This is a genomic window from Desulfoluna sp. CYM3A (assembly GCF_056829965.1).
On sequence record NZ_CP186556.1, the window covers coordinates 4,641,791 to 4,656,862 of the forward strand.

A 15,072-nucleotide genomic window follows, 5' to 3' on the forward strand; every position below is an offset into this window, starting at 1 on the left:
GATGGTGTTCTGGCCACTCGAGGCGGTGATGGTCGCAGCACGGGAAGTTTTAATAATTCCCCTGGTGGGTATATGGGACACCTTGAGGGTTTCATCGTCAAAGGGGATTGCTTTTAAATAGAACATGGATCGCCCCGTTGACATAATCATCGCTCCCGAGGTAGATAAAGAATGATGAGCTTGGCGATCTGGAGATCTGCAGGGACGTCAGGAAGAGTTCATAGGGAGATGCGGGCCCCGGTAGCGGCACCCGGGGACTCGGCGCTTCGGAGATCAGATAAAGCGTGTCGGTCAACCGGTCGTTTCCTTGGATAATAAGGGTATCAAGGGCATGCAGGTTGGATGTCGGCAGGCTTGCCACCACCTGCTCCTGGGAGATGGCAAAGTGGTCGGCATAGTCGGCGTGGATCCTGAGGCTGTCGTAATGGTTGATGTCCCCCGACAGGATAATCTGCGCCAGCAGCTCCCCTGAACTGGTGATGTCAGCCAGGGTGTGCCCTCTGCTGGACAACGGCACAAAGGGGTGCACCGGCTGGTTGGGGCTCAGGTCAAATTCTGCGGCAGAGGAAAGCAGGGGAATCACGCAAAGGGCCACTAAAATAAGATATCTTTTACGTAGTTTCATGGTGTGCTCCAAATCCTTAGCCCGGATCTTTCATGAAAAAACAGATCAATTGAGACAATGATGAATTATTACAGAATGCAATCCGCGGTTTTCTACTCGATTTTCTCACCCTTCGGGCGAGCCGAAACAGTAGTGGGTTCAAACAAGAACAGAGGAAGTCAGCAAAAAGGGTACACCGAGCTTGCCTGTGAAGATAGGGTATAAAAGATACGATGGAGGCCTTCACCACCGGCTGATTTATTCAATGATATTTAAACAGATGGGAAACAATGGCATGGATACGTTCATTAAACATGAATCCGTTTGTGAGCACAAGGCCAAAAGCACAAGCACCGATTCAAATATCCTGCATGTATGACGATTTACAGCTTACCATGGTGTATGCCAAAGAGGTAGCCCTCTTCACCTTGTCCGGGAACAGCGCCTGTGCTAAATCGTTATTTGATCAGGAAGTAACCACGCACTGCGGAGAGTTACTCAACATGTGCCGAGGTCGCGGGAATACGCTTTTCTGACGTTACGTCCATGCACACCCAACCGGAGGGAACCGAACATGAAAAAGATCGGCATCTTAGGCGGCCTCGCCTGGCCCGCAACCGTTGAATACTACAAAGCCATCTGTGAGTTGAGCCAGAAACACCATGCCGACGCCGGGCTCCCGGGGCCGTCCCCCATGCCGGAGATGTGCATTGAATCGGTGAATATCAACTATTCGTTCAACCGGAGAGGCACCTTTGGTGACGAGGAGTCATGGAAGGCCTACGATGCCTACTTTCATGAGGCGCTGAAAAGGCTTGAAGACAACGGCGTGGACTTTGCCATCATTGCCAGCAACACGCCCCACAATCGATTTGATGCCATTACAAAAGGGCTGCGCATCCCTGTGCTCAGCATTTTTGAGGCTGTGGCCGCAACATGCAAGGCCCATGGGGTGTCCGACTGCCTCATTCTGGGAACAGAGCCCACCATGGACTCCGGGATCTTCCCCGGTTATCTCAAACGACACGGGGTCAACGGATTCGCCCCGTCTGAAGCGGCCTTGAAAACCAAGGTAACGGGGCTGATCTCCGAACTGTTCAAAGGCAAAAGCGACAATGGCAGCGCCCGCATTGATGAGGTCGTCCGTGCGTCCTGTGATCAGACGGAAGGAAAGAAAAGCGTCGTGTGCCTGGCATGCACCGAGCTTCCCCTGGCCTTTGAAGGCAAGGAGCAATGCGAAACCTTCCATCACAATGGTGTTTTCTACCTGAACACCACCATGATCCACGCCAACGCCACATTTCGGTATGCTGTGGAAGGGGAAGGTGCCGGTTAAGGCCTTGGGCGGCGAGCTGTGCCACCTCGAAAGCATCTTGCCATTGCTCTCGGGCTACGCGCGAAACGTGAGTTGTAACGTTGCCCTTTACGGACAGGGAAGCGAGAAAATGGTCTCTGCGTAGGCTGCAGGGACCACTTTATTGTACTTCACTGCGAAATAGTAATCGGTCCCAGGATCATACGAACGGTAGGCAGGATCGCCCTCAGACAAGCCATATCTGGCATTATACGCGCTGATGACCTGCGCAACGTCCACAGAGACGGACTCCACGTCTCCCCTTTTCTGTTTCGGGGGCGGTTCATTGGCAACGTTCAGCGCAGCCCAGTAGTTATCATACATGTCCGGGTCGTATTGGTAGTTTCGGTTACCTGGGTCGAATGGTAAGGTTTTCCACCATGGGCACCGGAGTACCTTTATCTGACGGTCTGGAGCCCGTCCAGAGGCGCATTCCACGTGAGGGTGTAGACGGATCCCTGGCGCGCAACGGAAGCCGCGCTGGAATTTCCCATGTCCACGCGACCGTTACCCACAGGGGCCACATAACCTGCGACCACGTTTCGATTGTAGTAATCATAGATAAATTTCGATGAATAGGGAGAGTAGACCCGTTCTTTGCTTTGGACCACCAGCATCCTCATATAATGGGATTTGTACTGTACCAGAAAAGCGTCGTCCCCGGTCATCTCGTACCCCAGGGCCATCAGGAAGGAAAAGGGATACTCCCCACTATCATCGGACTCATTGGCGAGATCCAGGGACAATACGTAGACCTGATGCTCCAGAGGGATGATCTCTCTCAGGCAATGGTAGGCGTCCCCCAAAAGGTAATCCCGAAAGTCTTCATACATCAAGGGATCGTCGAAATTTTCAGGTTGATACGTCCAGAACGAATTCGGAAAGATATCGTATGCCATGAACACCTTGTTGCATCTGCGGCCCTCCGGACAGTTTCCGGCTTTGCTCATGTAAAAGAAACCACGATCCAGATCCCATCCGTTCTGGTCGATATCTAAAGGCGTTGCCCTCATGCTCATAAAATTACGGACAATGCGATAAATCTTCTCCGCCACACCTCCGTACTTGCATAGAGACCAAAGGCCCCGGCACGCCTGAGCGCCCTCGAAAACACGCGGGGATACCCCACGTAAGTGGTCCCATCGTAATAACTTCCGATAGCCCCTTTGCCGGAGCCCTGATCGTAGAGCGTATACTCCCCGTAATCTTTCCAAGCTTCCATGAACGACTCATCCCCTGTAAGGAAATAGCCAATGGGCACGGAGATGTCATGGGAATGCTCTCTTTCAATGGACTTATAGTTAAATGCCAGCTTCTCTTGATCGGGTGGTATGACTTTATTTACATTGGTAAAAATTTCAGGCCCGTCAGCATAGAAATCAAAATCATCCGAATGCCGTGTTGATCCGAACATTTTATGGTGGTCCATGTTCTGGGCAGCCAGAAACGCCCCACCGTTACCGGTCTGCAGGTAGTGAAGGTACTGACACAAATTCACATCATACTGATTGGAGCCTCCGGACTGCCCCCAGACATAATACCTGCGCATGCTGTCCACATTGGAGATCTCATAGTTTTCAAGCCCGATCTCGGCCAGGAACCTCCGCGTCTCTTCATGGGTCGCCAGCCTCTTTTCGTAATAGACGGCCCCGGTGTCCTTATACTGTTGAAACGCCGCCCGCCCGGTGAGGGGGTATTGTATGGCGTAAAAGGTCTCTCTCGGTAACGGTGTATCCTCCTTTTTCGAAAACTCCAGCACCACCTGCCGTTTGTCATGGGCAAAAAAGGCGAACCCGATATCATCTTTTGAGTTCCACGGGCTGAAGATATCAATGAATAGATCGCCGTCATCCTCCATGGTGAACCCAGCCGGCCACATACCGTAAAGATTTCGGATCCCGCAGTTGATCTGCTTTTCTACCGAGTACATGGCCGCGAACCCTTCGCTGTGGTGGGTCTCGTCCCCGAGGGGGTGGATCACCGCCCCTCCGTTGGCGACCATCAGGCCCGTATCGGGGACCAGGCGCTCCCGGAGCTTGGAGGCGCCGCCAATGTACTGGATATACTTATGGCTGCTGTAGCCCTGGTACAGGTATGCGGTTTCGTTGATGGGGCCGTGGGATTCCGTCCCCGGGCCGGTGGAAAAGAGATAGCTGGGGGCAGAGACCGTGGAGGGAAGCTCAATGCGAAGGGACTCGAAGATCTTCACCGAATAGGAGGCCATCTCGGCGTTTTTGATGATCAGGTCAAGCCGGACTCGGCCGGTGTTCTTGTAAAAATACATGCGCATGGTGTAGCCGAAAAGCCACGGCCCGCTTTCAGGCAGAAGGTGCCCGTCACAGCGGATCACCGCTTTAACGGGGCCGTTCTCTTCGATCTCTGCCGTGGAATCGTCATCCAGGGCCGAAGAGTAGCGGGTTGATCCGCTGACGGCCGTAATCCCACCCGTACCCTGTAAAAACGGGGTCCCATCCACAACCACGGAGTCAAACACATTGTAGTTTGTCTTCCTGATCACAAACCGGGCAGTACCCGTATTCACCGTAATACGATCAGAACCGTCCACGGCAAGGTGAGGCCCTGCACTGTTGCCGGAACCATTGGTAAGCCAGATTACCTTGTTGCCGCCTGCCTCAACAGACGCCAGGGTATCCACAAGCACCCACTGAATGGCGCCGTCGGGGTACCTGTGAAGCACTCGAAATTGATAATCGGATGCCCCCACAAGCCCCAGCTCGCCGATGGATCGAACACCATCTGACCTGTCCAAGGGAATGCCGAAGGATGCAACTGCCTCGGATCTTTTTACGCCCTCCACGCCTTCCGGAAGGACCTCATGAACAAGAATCTTAACAGCCGGGTTAATACCGCACACCCCTTGAAAAGGGGCCATTCCGGCGATACAAAGCACCATGAATAAACAGCACAAGACACGCCTCACCAGTTCACACCGTAACAACGCCATCACCATGCACTCCTAACAAGTTTGATAAATATAAGAAACGTAAGGATGGGGGGGCGCACCAAAGTATCAGGTCAAATCAGCGTCGTCCGTTTCAATGGCCGCATCGGCAGTAGGTCTTCAGATTGAGTATCCTGGCTGCCGCCGAAACGGTAACGCCGTAAAACACAACGGGTTTACCCCGGTTCAGGAATGTCGGCAGGGAACCGTTGACCAGGGTTGAGCCCGTGGCAAAAATCGTATCGCACCAGGAAATCGCGTCTGCCGTCATCTCCGGCGACTCGATAACCACCCCGGAAAACGGGGTGCCTATGTTGCCCTCATCCATGTCCACGGCCCGGACAGTACATTGAGCGGCAAGGTTTTCCAGGAACCGGGGCTGATGCCCCACAAGGAGTACTTTTTGGCCCGGGGCAACGGCTTCTGCCACATGGCCCGCACACTCCATGGGTTCGGCGTCCCTGCAGTGTACCGTCTTCTCGCAGAGGTTCAGGTACCGGTACACCGCGTTGAGCCCCGCCACAAAGCTGGCCCGTTTGCTGTTGGAGTCAAGGGGCATGGTCATCAGGTCGTCCACTGAGTAATCGGCCTGTTCGTACTCATCGGCAAAGGCCTGCCCCTTGGCACCGCCGAACTCCGCCTCCACCATCACCTCCCTGCCCTTGATGATGGGGTAGTCATCGTGCTCGGGAATTCCGATGGCCTCTTTGGCCGAAAGGGCCTTGCATCTCACCTGAATCCGCTGCCCTGAAAGCTTGTGAGCACTGATCTCCCGCCCTAAGGCAACGCGCAATTCGTCAAATAAGTTCATGGGGATCTCGTCGTCCTTTTCAAAGATGTCATTCACATTTTCTGCTCGCTTTTCTCTCGTTCCGGGCACTGCATGAATGGCACCCGGCTCGCCGTCAACCAAATATCTACACTACACAACAAGAGAATTTGTTGCAAACATCAAGCACAAAAAGAAATGGGATCACCTTTTACCGCCCCACATGCCTTGCCCCCACCAACACCTTGTGATAACCATCTGTATATAAAAAAGACATCCCCACCCAAAGAAAGGCATGCCCCAAGACAACAAAATCAGACATCATGGTTTTGAGACACCCCTTCACAAAGCAAACGGAGGCATCACCATGGCTGAAAAAGCTCCCGTATTTGAGCAGATCAAGAAGGATTATCTCCGTCAGGTGGAGGCCCTTGAAGGGGCCCCGAACATCGCCGAGGCATTGGGAATCACCGCCGGTGAAACCACATGGCGTATCCCGTTTTTCGATAGGACATACACCGTGACACCCCATGCCGTATCCGATGAGACTGGGAAAGAGGCCAATCACATCACCTGGGTCGTAGTGTGCAAATACCTGCTGCTGTGCCCCGAAAGCCCGTCCGAGGATGCCTCTTTGGTGACGTACAAAGACTTCAAAGATGCCGTGCCCTATGTGACCGGGTTCAGAAACACGGCGTCCCGCCCCATCTCTGCCCATTTCGAAGGAGCCGTGGAAGCCTTAGAGCAGCAATGCCATGCCATCGGTGGCCAGCCCTTTGCCACGGATGTCTCATGCGAGCTCGCCTTTCGCTTCCAGGCCCTGCCCCGGGTCCCTGTGGTTCTCCTCTTCAACGATGCAGACGAAGACTTCCCGGCCCAGGCGACCATGCTGTTTCAACAAAACGCGTCGACCTACCTGGACATGGAGTCCCGGCCTCGCCATGGGCGGCTGCCACATCTTGGCCGCCCGGTCCAAGGGGGTTTCCCTGGATTACCTGTAACGTCCTCCCGTTGCCCATTGAAGATGTGCCGCCCCCCTGGGCCCCGGTTCAGGGGGCGGGCGGTCCATACCCTGTAGCCTCCTCAAGGGGCGTTCTGCCCTTGACAAACACCCCGTTCCCCCTGCCGACTTCCCGTCCCTTTTCATCATAAAGGACAGATTCTGCGATAAACTGACTCCTGCCGATATTGACCACACGGCCTTCGGAGCGTAAAGTACCCTGCACAACGGGCCTCAGCAAATAGGTGGTAAAAGAGCTGGTCAGGACAAAGGTCTCATGCTCAAGGGAGTTGGCCGCGAAAAATGCGGCGTCGTCCAGCATCTTGAAGTAGACGGACCCATGGGCGGCACCGGCTGAGTGATGATGGTGCTCGGCAAGCACCATCTCAATGGTGGCCTTGCCTTCCCCGACGGTCATGGTCGGCTGATAAAACGCCATGTTCAACGGGGCGGCTGCATACATTCGTTCCAGGGAACGGTAGTGATCGGTGGGGCTCACGGAACCTCCTTGTCTCATCGTTAACCTCAAGCACGGATATTTCATGAGAAAACGATCTTGTTAAAACAATAAAATTGTTATTACACTTGGCTGTTGAGAAAAATGAGGCATTCCAAAAACGCACAATGTAATTCAACATTTTCTACTCGACTTTCTCATCCTTCGAATGAGGGCCTATCTGGACACATGACACTGGGAAAAACCGAGTGATCCTCCATCGGCCATAAATACTATAAAACGTGAGAATAACTCAATCTTAATCCCATAACAGCCTGAATGACGGAGATTTGCTATGAACCATCCCATGCGCGAGGGGAAAAAGCCATGAACCCGATTGACGTTCAGACAGCCTACTGGGACAGCGTTGCCCCGACAAAAACCTTTTCCCACCCCGTTGATGTTGACACACTCCGAACATGGGTGCGACCGGATGAGAAAATCCTTGATTATGGCTGCGGGTACGGGCGCACCTGCGCCCAGCTCGCGGAAAACGGGTACAGCAACGTCACCGGAGTCGATATCTCTTGCCAGATGATTAAAAGGGGCCTTGCCAAAAACCCGGCCCTTGACCTGCGGCATGCCGACGCCGAAACCCTGCCCTTTCCCGACCACTCGTTTTCCGCGTGCACCCTCCTGGCCGTCTTGACCTGCATTCCCACAGACACAGGCCAGAGGCAGGTGATCAGTGAAATCTTCCGGGTCCTTCGCCCCGGAGGCATCCTCTACCTCAGCGATTACCCCCTGCAAAACGATGAAAGAAACACCGACAGATACCGACAGCATGAAGCCGAATACGGGAAGTACGGTGTCTTCGGGCTTCCCGAAGGAGCTGTGGTCCGGCACCATGACATGGCCTGGATCCACCAATTGCTCGCCCCCTTTCAACGTATCCGGGAGCAACCCATTGAGGTTTCCACCATGAACGGAAACAAGGCCACCATCTTCCAGATCATCGCAAAAAAGCCGGAAAACCGGGAGACCACCTCAGCAAAGGAATACCCAAAGTTATGAGCACCATCCTTGTGGCGGACATTTTCGGAAGGACATCGGCCCTTGGAGAGCTCGGAGACGAGCTGCCTGGGAACGTCGAGATCGTCGACCCATACTGCGGGCTCTTCATGGAGTTCAAAGAAGAATCCGCCGCCTACCAGTACTTCACCGAGAATGTCGGCCTGGATCGCTATTGTGAGATCCTCTCAAAGAAAATCGATGACACACCCGGCCCTGTGACTCTTATTGGGTTCAGCGCGGGAGCATCGGCCGCCTGGCGCCTTTCCGAAGCCGTTACCTCCGAAAAAGTCCGCCGGGTGGTCTGCTTCTACGGCTCACAAATCAGGAACTGGCGAGCCATCAACCCGGCGGTGCCCACGGACCTCGTTTTTGCCAGAGAAGAGCCCCGCTTTTCGGTGGCCGAGCTTGCCGATGACCTTTCCGGAAAAGAAAACGTAAGGGTTCACCGCTCTCAATATCTCCACGGGTTCATGAACCCTGCCTCCCTCAACTTTCATAAAGACGCCTACGCCAGCTACATCCACTGGCTCACCGGTGGAATTGCCGAAACAGCCTATTGCGGCATCTATTGCCCGGACTGCATCCGGTACAACAACCGATTCGAAGCCCATGCACAACACCTGAAAGAGGAACTCGAAAAGGTGGCCTTCCACGAGTACGCGGCCGTGGACTCACCCTTCGGAGCTAATTTTTCTCACTACGGCAAGTTCTCGGAGGTCCTCGTCGCACTGGCGGAGTCCGGGTGCAAAAAGCCCTGTCGGGTAGGAGGCGGGTGTTCGGGGACACCCTGTAAAATTATGGAATGCTGTCTTTCAAGAAAATATGAAGGGTGCTGGGAGTGTGACGAGGTGGACGCCTGCGACAAATTCGACCTGCTGGAGCCCCGGTGCGGAGAAATGCCCAAAAACAATCTCCGGGCCATCAGACAACACGGCCAGAACTGAACTACTTCAGGGAACCGTTTTATATCTGGCAACAGAAGTAAATACCTCGCAACTGTTAAGGATGCCTCCGGCGGGTCGCTTTTTTGAAAAAAAGCTCCGCAAAAAACGTTTCTGATGAAAAAATATTTGAATTGTCTCGGCGAAAACTCGAAATGCTGGACTAAGACCTGTTAATCAAACGTTTGGACGCCGGAGGCATTACCCTTTTCCGGCTAAGCCCCAATCATTTACCAACAGGAGCTGACACACATGCCCACACTGTTTGCCATGCTTGCCGCAAGCGCCTCTGCCTACACGGTCTCCGGGTTGTTTGGAGAGCACAAAGGGATTGTCTCTTTTTTCCTTTCCTTTCTGGTATGGGTGGTGGTCTTTTGCCTGCTTAAACGATGGCTCAAGGAGCTGCGCCCGTAACCCCCAAGCCCGGATATTTCATGGAAAAACAACCAAGCAAAAATACTATTATTTCGAATGGTTATAATAAAAAATACCAACTGTTTTGAAAATGCAAAATGTAAATCGACGTTAGCTGTTTGATTTTCTCACCCTTCGGGCGAGCCGAGTGCACCCATCTTCTGCGTTATCAGAGCTTTGAGGTAAACCACTACATCTGCAGCTCTGATGCCTTGAATATGGGTGCTCTCGACTCGTGAAATATCCGGGCAAGGAGATGTATCGTGACCAAACAAGGCCCGCCCCCCAGCCGGGAAGAGCTGCTCCAAAGACGAAAAAAACTCAAGGACCGATTGGAGCGGGAACGGCGCATGGCCCTCATTGAGGACCTTGCAGCCAGCCTGAATGCCCTGAATGTCTCTTTTGCCGTCCACCTGGACCGCGAGGCCGCGGGGTGGATCTTCGACCATTTTCCCGTGGTGTTTTCCGGTATTGACTGGAAAAAGGTGCCGGGAAGCACCACCCGCCCCTATATCGAAGACGAGGAAAAAGAGCAACTAATCGCCGGTATCATCTCGGAACACCTCGCCCCGGGCGATGCGGTCACCGTGATTTTCGGCAATGCCGACACCCCCTGCCTGAGCCTGGAGGCCCGGGCGATGATTCGCCACACCGACCTGTTTACCGACGAATGCGAAGACCTGTGGGTTGTCTGCCCGGAAAAGGGATTTTGTCTGGAGTGCTACCACGAGGGGTATGTGGGGTATAGGGTGGGGGAATAGGAAAAACAGGTCAGAGGCAATAACAGGGGATAGATAATAGGTTATAAGGGAAGCACCTTATTTATGCCGCAGTAAATTAGCCCCGAAGGATTCTCGTGTGGAGCGCCGCACTCCTGTGCGGCTTTTTTACATGGGCGGAGCGTCTGCCGCACGGCCGTGCGCGACGTGCATACTTAGTTACTATTCAGCTTGCCTCCGGCGTGACAAGCCTCAAAAAGCAATCTTAATGCCCCACCCTTCGTGTTGATCGCCCTTCAGGGCGATCAACACGAAGGGTGGGGCGAAACTGACAAAATTATTTCGGCAGAGCCTGGAAGCCTTGCTTAAGACCTGTTTGCAAAACTTTCTAAAAGTTTGGCCCCCGGCAGGGCCGCCGGAGGCGTTTTAGCCCCATGTGCAGGGAAGCTATTCCCCGGCCAGCCCAAAGGGCCTGATCACCCGATCCAAGAGCCCCTGGACCTTGGAGATGGCCACCCCGTAGTTGGTGATGGGCACGCCCCGTCTCCGGCACTCGCGGACGCGCCGGAGCATGGCCGTGCGGTTAAGCATGCAGCCTCCGCAGTGGACGGCCAGGGCGTATTTTTCCAGGTCTTCGGGAAAATCGTTGCCGGAGTAAAACTCAAAGTTGAGGTCCAGACCGGTGTACTGGGTGATCCAGCGGGGAATTTTCACCCGGCCGATGTCGTCGGCCACCTCGTGGTGGGAGCATGCCTCGCCCATGAGGATGGTGTCCCCGTCCTTGAGCTTGTCCAGCATGTCGGCCCCTTCCACCAGGGCCTCAAGGTCCCCTTTGTACCGCGCCATGAGCGTGGAGAAGGTGGTAAAGGACCACGTGTAGCCGGGCACATCGCGGCCACCTTGAGGACCGCCTGGGAATCGGTGATAACCAGCGCCGGTTTCTTGCCCATGTTGGAGAGGGTCTCTTCCACCTCCCGCTCCTTGACCACCAACCCCACGGCGTCAGCATCGAGGATATCGCGCAGCACCATCACCTGGGGCAGGATCAGGCGTCCCTTAGGGGCCGCCAAATCGATGGGCACCACGCAGACCCAGTCCCCTTCGTTCACAAGGTCCCGCACCAGAAGAGGCTCCTCACGGAACTCAGCCGGAGCCAGGGCAATGAGGGCCTCCTTGAGCTCCCGCACCCCGTCCCCGCCGTTGGCAGAGACGGCCAGCACCTTGATGCCCTCCTCGGCACACCACCGGATATCGGCCTCGGTCTCATCCCGCAGGTCCCTTTTGTTCAGGGCCACCAGAAAGGAGATGTCCATGCGGCGGAGCTCGGCAATGATCTCTTTTTCATAGTCCGTGATCCCCTCTTCACCGGCCACCACCACGGCCACGTCCGTCCGGAACAGCACCTTCCTGGCCGCCTGGATCCTCAGCTCACCCAGGGCACCCTCGTCATCCAGGCCCGCGGTGTCGTAAAAGGTCACCGGCCCCAAAGGCAGCAGCTCATGGTGCCGGGCCACCGGGTCTGTGGTGGTGCCGGGCATCTCCGAGACAATGGCGATCTCCTCCCCGCAGATGGCGTTGATGAGCGATGATTTTCCCGCATTTCGACGCCCGGTGAGCGTAATCACCAACCGAACCCCCTTGGGTGCTTTCACAGACATCTCTTACTCCTTCATATTAAAACAGAAACGCTTTCCCTGAGTTTTTTTAAAAAAAAATCAGCCTCCGGCGGCAAGGTGTGCCACCTTGAAAGCAGGTGGCGGATGCGCTTTGCCCCTCGTTCCTCGGGTCAAATCACATCCGCCTTTCAAACAAAATTCGGCATTGATCTTCGTTTGGGCCATGGTCGTATTTACATCATACCCCGCCCCACCTGCCCCTGGAGCGCCGCACTCCTGTGCGGCACGGGTAACGACGGACTAAAAAGCCGCACCGGAGTGCGGCGCTCCGTTTCGGTCGATTTTTTTCAGTTTTTTTTGAAAGTCGCAGCCCAAACGATAACCAAGGCCCGAACTTCGTGCAAAAAACCATATAACACCTGTTTGTTCAATTTTTAATAAATTAAGCTGAATAATTACCGTTTTAAAAAAAATGAGCATGGGCATCTCCTGCAGAGGTGCCTGCAAAACGTCACACGTCACGCAAATGCCCCGACAACACCCGCTTAACAACGGTCTCCATGCATTTGCCATAGGGTTTCAAGGTGCCCCCACCTTGCCGCCGGAGGCGCTTTTCCTTTTCCATGCCCAACCTCACCAAACGCTCTACCCCGCCCTTTTTTTAGAAACCTTGGATCCTCCAAGGCTTGAGGATGGGGAAAGCCCCATGCTCCGAATGAGTTCCCGAGCCTTTTGCACGGTGTGGGCGGCGGTGCGGGTCTCCTGGTTTTTGCCCGGGTAGATGGCGTAATTTTTCCGCACCGAGGCCGGGGTAACGGAGAACATGAGCACGTTGGCTCCGGCGTCGATGCCCTGTTTGCGGCCCTCTTCCCGGACGGTTTCCAGGGCGCTGGTGGCCGGGATGTTGGCGTAAGGGTTGAGGAGCCTCAAGATGGCCATGGTACGCAGGGCAAGCTGGGGATCCCCCGGACTCTCGGCGCCGAAGGGGGTCTGGGGATGGGGCACAAAGGGACCGGCGGAGATCATGTCCAAAGCAAGGTCGGTGACGGCCAGGATATCGTCCGCCAACGTCTCCGAGGTCATACCGGGCAGGCCGGTGATGATGCCGGAGCCTGCTTCGTAGCCCAGCCTCTGAAGGGTGCGGACCCCTGCCAGGCGCTGGTGGAAATCGCACCCGGGGCGATAGGTGCCGTAAAGGGATTCATCCAGGGTCTCCATCTTCAGGAGATAACGATCGGCCCCGCACTCCCGCCAGTGGGAAAAGGCCTCGACACCCCGTTCCCCCAGGGAGAGGGTCACGGCGATGCCATGGTTCGCCTTGATGCTTTCGATAATGCGCCCGATAAAGGCCGCATCGTAATGGGGGTCTTCCCCGCCCTGGAGCACCACCGTGGGAAGGCCCAGGGCGGCCAGTTCGTCCACGGCGTCCAGGATCTCTTCTTCGGTGAGACGGTAACGAAACACCTCGTCGTTGGGCGCCCGAAGCCCGCAGTAGTTGCAGCGGCACCGGCAGAAGCTTGTAAACTCCACGATGCCCCTTAAATAGATCTCGTCCCCGAAGATTTCGCGACGAACAGCCCGTGCCCCGGCAAAGAGCCCGGCATCGTCCTTTCCTTGCAGATAGGCAAGAATCTCATCTCTGGTCATGATTTCTCTCCTTTGAAGAGGGCTTCATCTGCTGCGTCAAAGCCCAGCTTCTGCATGCGCTTGGGAGAAAGAACCGCCGCCACCTGCTCGCTGCTCAGCACGCCCTCTTCCACCACAAGGTCAGCAACCGAATGCCCCGTGGTCCGTGCCTTTTCCACCAGCCCGGCCACCCGGTCATACCCGATAAAGGGGACCAGGGCAGTAAGCAGGGTGTCGCTTGCCGTCACGTGGGCCTTACAGGCCTCGGCGTTGGGGGTGATCCCCTCCACGCAGTAAACCCGAAAGCTTTTTACCGCTCCGTTTAACAGAGTGAGGGACTCCAGCAGCCCGTGGGCCACCAGGGGCATAAGATGGTTTAAGTCCAGCTGGCCCATGGAGGCTGCGGCCCCGATCATCTGATCGTTGGCCATGGTGCGCAGGCCCACCTGGATCACCGCCTCCGGGATCACCGGATTCACCTTTCCGGCCATGATAGACGAGCCTGCCTGGCGAGGCGGCAGGTTGATCTCCGCCAGGCCGCCGTGGGGACCGCTGCTCAACAGCCGCAGGTCCGAGGCGATCTTCACCAGGTTGGCGGCGTAGGCCTTGAGGATACCGGAGACCTCCACAAAGGAGTCGAGGTTCTGGGTGACGTCCACCAGGTTTTCCGACCGGGCGATGACCACGCCGGCCAGGGCCTTGAGACGCTCCACCACTTTAAAGATATACGCCCTGGGAGCGCCCAGCCCCGTGCCCACGGCCGTGCCGCCCAAGTTTACCTGCTTGAGCCGCTCCCGGCACTTGAACACCCGCCAGCGATCCCGTGCGATGGCCTCGCCAAAGGCGCCGAACTCCATACCCAAAGTCATAGGCACGGCGTCCATCATCTGGGTACGCCCCAGTTTCACCACCGAGGAAAACGCGGTCTCTTTCAGTTGAAAGGCCTGCTGCAGGTGGCCGGTTTCCGTCTCCAGCTCTTTCAGGAGAAACACCGCCGCCACCTTCAGGGCCGTGGGATACACATCGTTGGTGGACTGATGGAGATTCACATGATCCAGGGGCGAGACGAGCTCGCGATCCCCCCGGTGCGACCCGAGCAGCTCCGCAGCCCGCCCGGCGATCACCTCATTGACGTTCATGTTGGTGGAGGTGCCTGCCCCGCCCTGGAAAGGATCCACCACGATCTGAAGCCCCAAGTCCCCTTGGGCCAGCTCGTCGCAGGCAGCGCAAATGGCCTCCCCCACGGAGGCGTCCAGATACTTCAGGGAAACATTGGTTTCGGCACAGGCCCGCTTCACAAGGGCCAGGGCCCGGACAAAAGGGTGCAGGAACTCCTGGCCCGACGAAGGAAAATGATCCAGGGCTCGCCGGGTGTGCGCACCCCAATACGCCGAGGCAGGCACCGCCACCTCCCCCAGGCTGTCCGTCTCTATCCGTGTGTCAGGACATGTCACGTCCATGGCATCTGTCATCTAAGGTATCCACCGTTGTGTCGCTTTTGTCGCCCTCTATGCCCGATACAGAACCACAAGGCCCAGACCAAAAAGCCAAAACATG

The 15,072-nt window shown here is 55.7% G+C and carries 17 protein-coding genes; 6 read left to right on the top strand and 11 right to left on the bottom strand.

Annotated features, from left to right (window positions below):
* Nucleotides 1-97: 97 nt before the first annotated feature.
* The gene (locus ACOYW1_RS23530) at nucleotides 98-625 is read right to left on the bottom strand and encodes a hypothetical protein (RefSeq protein WP_482419978.1); all 528 of its coding nucleotides are present in this window, start codon (nucleotides 623-625) and stop codon (nucleotides 98-100) included.
* 553 nt (nucleotides 626-1,178) lie between these two features.
* Here ACOYW1_RS23530 and ACOYW1_RS23535 point away from each other — a divergent pair.
* Nucleotides 1,179-1,940: an aspartate/glutamate racemase family protein gene (locus ACOYW1_RS23535; RefSeq protein ID WP_482419979.1), complete on the top strand. Its 762-nt coding sequence runs from the start codon at nucleotides 1,179-1,181 to the stop codon at nucleotides 1,938-1,940.
* Nucleotides 1,941-2,027: 87 nt separating this feature from the next.
* On the opposite strand, the gene ACOYW1_RS23540 is transcribed toward ACOYW1_RS23535, so the two are convergent.
* The 4 genes from ACOYW1_RS23540 to ACOYW1_RS23555 all read right to left on the bottom strand — a co-directional run bounded on the left by ACOYW1_RS23540 (nucleotide 2,028) and on the right by ACOYW1_RS23555 (nucleotide 5,767).
* Complete coding sequence (locus ACOYW1_RS23540) at nucleotides 2,028-2,282, bottom strand: hypothetical protein (protein WP_482419980.1); 255 nt, start codon at nucleotides 2,280-2,282, stop codon at nucleotides 2,028-2,030.
* Between the two features lie 74 nt (nucleotides 2,283-2,356).
* Complete coding sequence (locus tag ACOYW1_RS23545; protein ID WP_482419981.1) at nucleotides 2,357-2,857, bottom strand: hypothetical protein; 501 nt, start codon at nucleotides 2,855-2,857, stop codon at nucleotides 2,357-2,359.
* Nucleotides 2,858-2,973: 116 nt separating this feature from the next.
* On the bottom strand, nucleotides 2,974-4,728 hold the full coding sequence (locus ACOYW1_RS23550; RefSeq protein WP_482419982.1) for an exo-rhamnogalacturonan lyase family protein: 1,755 nt from the start codon (nucleotides 4,726-4,728) through the stop codon (nucleotides 2,974-2,976).
* A 286-nt stretch (nucleotides 4,729-5,014) separates the two neighbouring features.
* The gene (locus ACOYW1_RS23555; RefSeq protein WP_482419983.1) at nucleotides 5,015-5,767 is read right to left on the bottom strand and encodes a Rossmann-like domain-containing protein; all 753 of its coding nucleotides are present in this window, start codon (nucleotides 5,765-5,767) and stop codon (nucleotides 5,015-5,017) included.
* A 289-nt stretch (nucleotides 5,768-6,056) separates the two neighbouring features.
* Here ACOYW1_RS23555 and ACOYW1_RS23560 point away from each other — a divergent pair, with 289 nt between their 5' ends.
* Nucleotides 6,057-6,767, top strand: coding sequence for a DUF3786 domain-containing protein (locus ACOYW1_RS23560; protein ID WP_482419984.1), 711 nt, complete (start codon nucleotides 6,057-6,059; stop codon nucleotides 6,765-6,767).
* Here ACOYW1_RS23560 and ACOYW1_RS23565 read toward each other — a convergent pair.
* Complete coding sequence (locus tag ACOYW1_RS23565) at nucleotides 6,739-7,188, bottom strand: PaaI family thioesterase (protein ID WP_482419985.1); 450 nt, start codon at nucleotides 7,186-7,188, stop codon at nucleotides 6,739-6,741. The genes ACOYW1_RS23560 and ACOYW1_RS23565 overlap by 29 nt on opposite strands.
* A 324-nt stretch (nucleotides 7,189-7,512) precedes the next feature.
* On the opposite strand from ACOYW1_RS23565, the gene ACOYW1_RS23570 reads away from it, so the two are divergent.
* The 4 genes from ACOYW1_RS23570 (at nucleotide 7,513) to ACOYW1_RS23585 (ending at nucleotide 10,315) form a co-directional block, all read left to right on the top strand.
* Nucleotides 7,513-8,199, top strand: a complete 687-nt coding sequence (locus ACOYW1_RS23570) for a class I SAM-dependent methyltransferase (RefSeq protein ID WP_482419986.1) — start codon at nucleotides 7,513-7,515, stop codon at nucleotides 8,197-8,199.
* The gene (locus tag ACOYW1_RS23575) at nucleotides 8,196-9,143 is read left to right on the top strand and encodes a DUF3795 domain-containing protein (RefSeq protein ID WP_482419987.1); all 948 of its coding nucleotides are present in this window, start codon (nucleotides 8,196-8,198) and stop codon (nucleotides 9,141-9,143) included. The genes ACOYW1_RS23570 and ACOYW1_RS23575 overlap by 4 nt, the downstream gene beginning before the upstream one ends.
* A gap of 249 nt (nucleotides 9,144-9,392) precedes the next feature.
* Complete coding sequence (locus tag ACOYW1_RS23580) at nucleotides 9,393-9,554, top strand: hypothetical protein (protein WP_482419988.1); 162 nt, start codon at nucleotides 9,393-9,395, stop codon at nucleotides 9,552-9,554.
* Nucleotides 9,555-9,817: 263 nt separating this feature from the next.
* The gene (locus ACOYW1_RS23585) at nucleotides 9,818-10,315 is read left to right on the top strand and encodes a hypothetical protein (RefSeq protein WP_482419989.1); all 498 of its coding nucleotides are present in this window, start codon (nucleotides 9,818-9,820) and stop codon (nucleotides 10,313-10,315) included.
* A gap of 405 nt (nucleotides 10,316-10,720) precedes the next feature.
* On the opposite strand, the gene ACOYW1_RS23590 is transcribed toward ACOYW1_RS23585, so the two are convergent.
* The 5 genes from ACOYW1_RS23590 to ACOYW1_RS23610 form a co-directional block, all read right to left on the bottom strand.
* Nucleotides 10,721-11,071, bottom strand: a complete 351-nt coding sequence (locus ACOYW1_RS23590) for a hypothetical protein (RefSeq protein WP_482419990.1) — start codon at nucleotides 11,069-11,071, stop codon at nucleotides 10,721-10,723.
* Nucleotides 10,984-11,931, bottom strand: a complete 948-nt coding sequence (locus ACOYW1_RS23595) for a GTPase (RefSeq protein ID WP_482419991.1) — start codon at nucleotides 11,929-11,931, stop codon at nucleotides 10,984-10,986. The genes ACOYW1_RS23590 and ACOYW1_RS23595 overlap by 88 nt, the downstream gene beginning before the upstream one ends.
* A gap of 258 nt (nucleotides 11,932-12,189) precedes the next feature.
* Nucleotides 12,190-12,369, bottom strand: coding sequence for a hypothetical protein (locus ACOYW1_RS23600; protein WP_482419992.1), 180 nt, complete (start codon nucleotides 12,367-12,369; stop codon nucleotides 12,190-12,192).
* 165 nt (nucleotides 12,370-12,534) lie between these two features.
* Nucleotides 12,535-13,536 carry a [FeFe] hydrogenase H-cluster radical SAM maturase HydE gene (hydE, locus tag ACOYW1_RS23605; RefSeq protein ID WP_482419993.1) on the bottom strand — a complete coding sequence of 334 codons (1,002 nt, stop codon included), beginning with the start codon at nucleotides 13,534-13,536 and terminating at the stop codon, nucleotides 12,535-12,537.
* Nucleotides 13,533-14,987 (bottom strand): aspartate ammonia-lyase, encoded by a 1,455-nt coding sequence (locus ACOYW1_RS23610; RefSeq protein ID WP_482419994.1) that lies wholly within the window; start codon nucleotides 14,985-14,987, stop codon nucleotides 13,533-13,535. The genes hydE and ACOYW1_RS23610 overlap by 4 nt, the downstream gene beginning before the upstream one ends.
* Nucleotides 14,988-15,072: the final 85 nt, after the last annotated feature.